7 protein-coding genes are annotated in these 4,346 nt (G+C 60.7%); 5 read left to right on the top strand and 2 right to left on the bottom strand.

Features of this window, described 5'->3' with window-relative positions; all coding sequences use genetic code 11:
* The 5 genes from QXF46_09255 to QXF46_09235 all read left to right on the top strand — a co-directional run.
* Nucleotides 1-1,361, top strand: a 1,361-nt coding sequence (locus tag QXF46_09255; protein MEM0227047.1) for a TM1812 family CRISPR-associated protein, incomplete at its 5' end; no start/stop codon positions are given.
* Between the two features lie 318 nt (nt 1,362-1,679).
* Nucleotides 1,680-2,096 carry a hypothetical protein gene (locus tag QXF46_09250; GenBank protein MEM0227046.1) on the top strand — a complete coding sequence of 139 codons (417 nt, stop codon included), beginning with the start codon at nt 1,680-1,682 and terminating at the stop codon, nt 2,094-2,096.
* Between the two features lie 333 nt (nt 2,097-2,429).
* Nucleotides 2,430-2,750 (top strand): ribbon-helix-helix protein, CopG family, encoded by a 321-nt coding sequence (locus QXF46_09245; GenBank protein ID MEM0227045.1) that lies wholly within the window; start codon nt 2,430-2,432, stop codon nt 2,748-2,750.
* 6 nt (nt 2,751-2,756) lie between these two features.
* The gene (locus QXF46_09240) at nt 2,757-3,200 is read left to right on the top strand and encodes a hypothetical protein (GenBank protein MEM0227044.1); all 444 of its coding nucleotides are present in this window, start codon (nt 2,757-2,759) and stop codon (nt 3,198-3,200) included.
* A gap of 50 nt (nt 3,201-3,250) precedes the next feature.
* Entirely contained in the window at nt 3,251-3,415 is a 165-nt protein-coding gene (locus QXF46_09235; GenBank protein MEM0227043.1) for a hypothetical protein, read from the top strand.
* Nucleotides 3,416-3,556: 141 nt separating this feature from the next.
* On the opposite strand, the gene QXF46_09230 is transcribed toward QXF46_09235, so the two are convergent.
* Both QXF46_09230 and QXF46_09225 read right to left on the bottom strand, forming a co-directional pair.
* On the bottom strand, nt 3,557-3,703 hold the full coding sequence (locus QXF46_09230) for a hypothetical protein (protein MEM0227042.1): 147 nt from the start codon (nt 3,701-3,703) through the stop codon (nt 3,557-3,559).
* Nucleotides 3,704-3,712: 9 nt separating this feature from the next.
* On the bottom strand, nt 3,713-3,937 hold the full coding sequence (locus QXF46_09225; GenBank protein ID MEM0227041.1) for an aspartyl protease family protein: 225 nt from the start codon (nt 3,935-3,937) through the stop codon (nt 3,713-3,715).
* Nucleotides 3,938-4,346 lie beyond the last annotated feature (409 nt).

Raw genomic sequence — 4,346 nt, 5'->3', positions numbered from 1 at the left:
CTACGACTTGGGGTAACCCGGCTTCCTGGAGGTTGGCTAACTACGTGAATGGAGGATTGAGCGATACGGGTTTCTCAACACTAGGGATGCTGCAGAAGCTTGAGAAGCCGCGGATGCCGGTGCTCGTTGCGGTAGTAGATAGCCTCGCCGCCGAGGCTGAGTGCGAAACGTCCGACTACTCCGAGCTTAGGCGCGCGGTGGTGGAGTACGTGCGGAAGCACCTGTGCGGCGTGGAGGCGGAAGTCGAGGTGCTGCCCGGCATCTTGAGGGCGGTGAAGGATGGGCGCCAGTACACGTTTAAGGCGGATCTAGGGGATTTCCGCCTCCTCTACACTTACTCTCTCTACACGAGAGCCCTCAAGGCGGCGTGCGGAAGCGTTACCCGCATCGCCCTCGACATCAGCCACGGCGTGAACTACATGCCAACCCTCGCCCTCGACGCAGCGCAGGAGGCTGCGGCGATGCTCGCGGCAGCCCTGGCGCAGACCGTGGAGTTGAGGGTGTACCAGGCCGACCCCTACCCCCAACTCGGCCCCCAGGCTTCCAAGCTGGGTAGAAACCCCAGCAACCCTTGCGAGCCAATCGACCCGAGCGTGTCTCCGCCGGAGCTCGGCTACAACATTGTGCGCGAGTTTCGCGTGAACCCGTGGGACCTGGCCCGCTTCGTGGGGTATCAGGCGTCAAAGGTCGAGAAGGTCCTGACCGATGAGAGGGTCCTCGGGGAAGCTCGGGCTGAGGTTCGGCGGGTCGTTAGGAGCGCGCTCTGCATCCTCGGCGCCTATAGGCTTGGCGCACTGGTCCAGCTGGCAGTTCTCGCGAAGACTACTTCACCCGAGGACCTCGAGCGCATCATTGAGGCGGCCGTTGAGGGTTGGCGGAAAGCCCGAACCGTGTACTGGAAGGGCTCAGCTGTGACCGTTGAGAGCAGAGCTAGGCTGAGCGAGGGGTTCCGCGCCCTACTCAACGCCCATGCTGTCCTAACCGGCGCGCGCAAGCTTCTAGGCCAGGCTGACCGGTGCTCGCTGGAGGAGTGTACCGTGAGCTTCGACGAACTGCTTAGGCTCAAGCAGCTCGTCAAGGGCTCCCGCATAATCGTCAGGCTCATCGATAGGGAGCTCTCGAAGCTCAGCTACCTGAAGAGCCGCCTCGATCGGGAGTGGAAACCGTACTCGAGCTACAGGGGGCCTGAGGGGGTGGCTGACAGCCGGGAAGGCACGTTTGATCGGGACTTCATCGCCCACGCAGGCTTCCACTCGGACGTGCTTCTGGTGAGGCTGGCGGATAGTCAGCCGGAGCTAAAGGTAGACCTTAGCAGGTGGGAGAGCGTGGAGCGGGTCCTATTGAACACCGTTTACGCCTAACTCGATCGCCAGTTGGGCGGACATCAAGGAGCATTAGTGCAGATCGAAGCTAGTGGACAGGTTCCTATCGACAATAGCTTCCCCGCATCCCCGCTCAACCCGCAGCAGCTGTGGCTCCTTCGAGCCTACGCCTCAAAGTGAGATAGCAGCTGTTTCCTAAGCCTCAAGCTCCCCGCTCCACCAGGCCCCTGTCGCCAGGAGAGCCCATTTTGAAGGTTTATCGAAGCTTCTAGAGGCTAGGGATCTTTTTCGCGAAGTGCTTAAAGCCGTGGGAGCCCCCAAGGCTTAGCTGGTAGTTCGGCGAAAAGGTGGTGTGACGTGGCGGAGACCGTGGCTGAGAGAGCGGTGGCACTCCTTGAGTCAGCGCGCAGGCTATACAGGGAAGCCGTGAGGGAGTTCGAGTCTGGCGTGGGGGAGGGCGGTTGGGTGAGGATCGCGGTTGCAGTTGAGAAGGCGTCGGGTGCTGTGGAGCAGGCGACTAAAGCCTTAGTTCTCATGCTGAAGGGTAAGCTGCCCAGCAGTTGGGAGGAGGATAGAGTCCTCGTGGAGCTCGAGACCAGCTTCCCCGAGGTGGCTAGGTTGAGGATCAGGGATAGGTATGCTGCTAGGCTCTCGTACCTCAACCGTTTCCGCTACAGCCTCTACTCCTCTAACCTAAAGCTTGCGGAGTATGAGCTAGAGAAGGTTAAAGAGTACCTGGACGATATAGCGAGGCTGCTGAAGCAGCTGCAGTAGCTGCAGGTACTAGCCCCGCCCAGCCTCCTACGCGGAGGGGGTCGCTTGCTGCCGAGGCCACATTGATGGGGCTGGGCCGCCGGCACCCCCACTCCTGACTAGTGCTTCAAGAACGGTACCCGCCGCGCAGGCTTGCGCCGCACTTTCAGCGTGTCTGCGGGATGCCGGAGGGCTCGCATCGGAAGCACAGTGCTGTACAAAGCTTCTGGGGCCGCGGGGGGCTGGGTCGTGCTCACACTACCGTTTTTCGGAAGGTGTCCGCACTCGGCGAGCCCCGCGGGTCTGCGCGGCGCCGGTAGTGCACTTAACACCGGATATGCTTGTTTCATACCGATGGGTAGGAGGAGTGTGCTCCCGCAGGTGAAGGTTCCCGAAAGCGTGGTTGCCGCGCTGGATAGGCTGGTTGAAGCGGGGATTTTCCGCTCAAGGAGCGAAGCTGTCGCTGAAGGGATTCGCCGCGTCTTAAGCGCTTACAGCGTGCTGGGTGAGGGGTTGGCGCTCATCGAGGGGTACGTTGCCGGCCGCGTTGAAAGGAGCTTGGGTCCAGGAAGCCTGGTTGAAGTCGACGTGGAGGAGGCGAGGCGGAGGATTGCTGCCTTCTTCGGGACAGACGATGTCTCCGAGGTTCTGCGCAGGCTAAGGGTGAGGCTTTGATCGCCGTTGACACCGACGTGCTGGCAGTCTACTTCATCTTCAGGTGGGACTCGAGGTTCGAGCACGCTAATAGCGGTCGTCGACTCCGACCAGCTCAAGGCGACTACCGCGGTTAACGCGCTAGAGCTCGCCAGCTTGATGAGCATTGCGCAGAGCGGGGTGAAGGCGAGAGAGCTCTTCAACCTCCTGCACAGGAGAAGGGACTTCCAAGTGCTCTACTGGAGGAGCTGGCCCGACCAGCCGGTTTTTGTCGCTCGAGCGCTGGAGTACGTAGCAGCCCGCAGAAGCCCTCTCGTCGACGCGCTGATCGGATGGATCCTCGAGGAGAACGGTGTCGAGCTCCTCGTCACGTGGAACACGAGGCACTACTCGGGCCGCTACCCCTTCGAGGTTGCGACACCAGAGCAGTACTTTAGGCCGGCTGAGCCGCAGCTAGCCGCTGCAGTCTAAGCGCGAGCTTCCCGAGCGGGTCGGCACTCGAGGAAGCTTCGCGCGGAAATATGGAGCGGAGAGCCGGGCAGGGCGAGCCACCCCCCTCGGTGAGCTTCCGCAGGCTTTTCCCCCTCGCTGGCAGTCCTGGGAGGGTTGAACCTCACCGCGCCGCGGAGGTGAGCGTGCTTAAGATCTGGTGCACCGGTATAGCTCTGCTGAGCGCTCGCAGCTAGAGCTGGCAGCGCGCTGCAGGGTCGCACCTGCCCCTCCACACGCCCACCCTGGAAGGATGCGCTGAGCCGCTGCTCAAGGAGCCGAGAGAGCCTTGCGAGCGCTCTTCCGGTTCTGCGGGATCCGGAGGGTGTTCTCAGCGGCTAGGCTGGAGTACGGCGCGCCTGGAGCTCTTTCATAAGCAAACGGGCTGGCCTGATCTCCCTGCGGAGAGGGTCGAGCACCAAGCCGAAGATGTCCAGCGTGACGGTACCAAGGATGTTTTCATCCTCACTCTCGCCTAAGATCACGGGAGTGTGCTACTCGCCGTAGCCTTTAAGCTCGATCAGCACCTCTGAGACACCTCGCTTAATAGTCGTTCCGCCGGCGAGAACGAGCTCGACATCCCCCATCTTCTCCAAACCTAACCTCTCCCAAACGTCGCGCTCAAGCACGGTGTAAGTCGCGCCTGAATCGACCAGCAGCTTAACCGGTAGCGCTACACAACCTTTCTTGACAACAGCTTCAACGTGGACTAGGCCCACGGCGCTACGAAAACGCGGCCGCACTTAGCCTTTTCCCTTCGAATGCCGTGAAGAGACCCTAAAACCACCCAAAGAGCCTGCGAAGTGCTCTTTAAGCTCTATCCCGCAGCTGAACACGGTCCTCATCTACACGGTCGGGGTAACTAACGAACCCTCCGGCAGCTCGCCCCCGAGTTTCCGGGTCATCGGTTGTCGCGAATAGCTTTAATAGCGACAGAACCCTGGAGGTACAGATGTCAAAGGCTTTGCTGAAGAAGCGACTCCTGGAGTTACTAAAGGAGGATGAAGAGTTCAGGCTGACGGTAGCTGGTCTGCTCGGCTATGAAGAACTTCTGCAGAAGATGAAAGAAACCCTGCAGGAGCTAGCCAAGTTAAGGCAGGACATGCTAGAGGGCTTCAGAAGGCACGA

It is taken from the genome of Thermofilaceae archaeon (assembly GCA_038731975.1).
In the GTDB taxonomy this organism is placed as follows: domain Archaea; phylum Thermoproteota; class Thermoprotei; order Thermofilales; family Thermofilaceae; genus JANXEW01.
This window is presented reverse-complemented; position numbering and strand designations above follow the sequence as displayed.

Excerpts from the sequence above, each read along its gene's own strand:
- QXF46_09245 (MEM0227045.1), top strand. The coding sequence starts at position 2,430 with ATGGGTAGGAGGAGTGTGCTCCCGCAGGTGAAGGTTCCCGAAAGCGTG.
- QXF46_09235 (MEM0227043.1), top strand. The coding sequence starts at position 3,251 with ATGGAGCGGAGAGCCGGGCAGGGCGAGCCACCCCCCTCGGTGAGCTTC.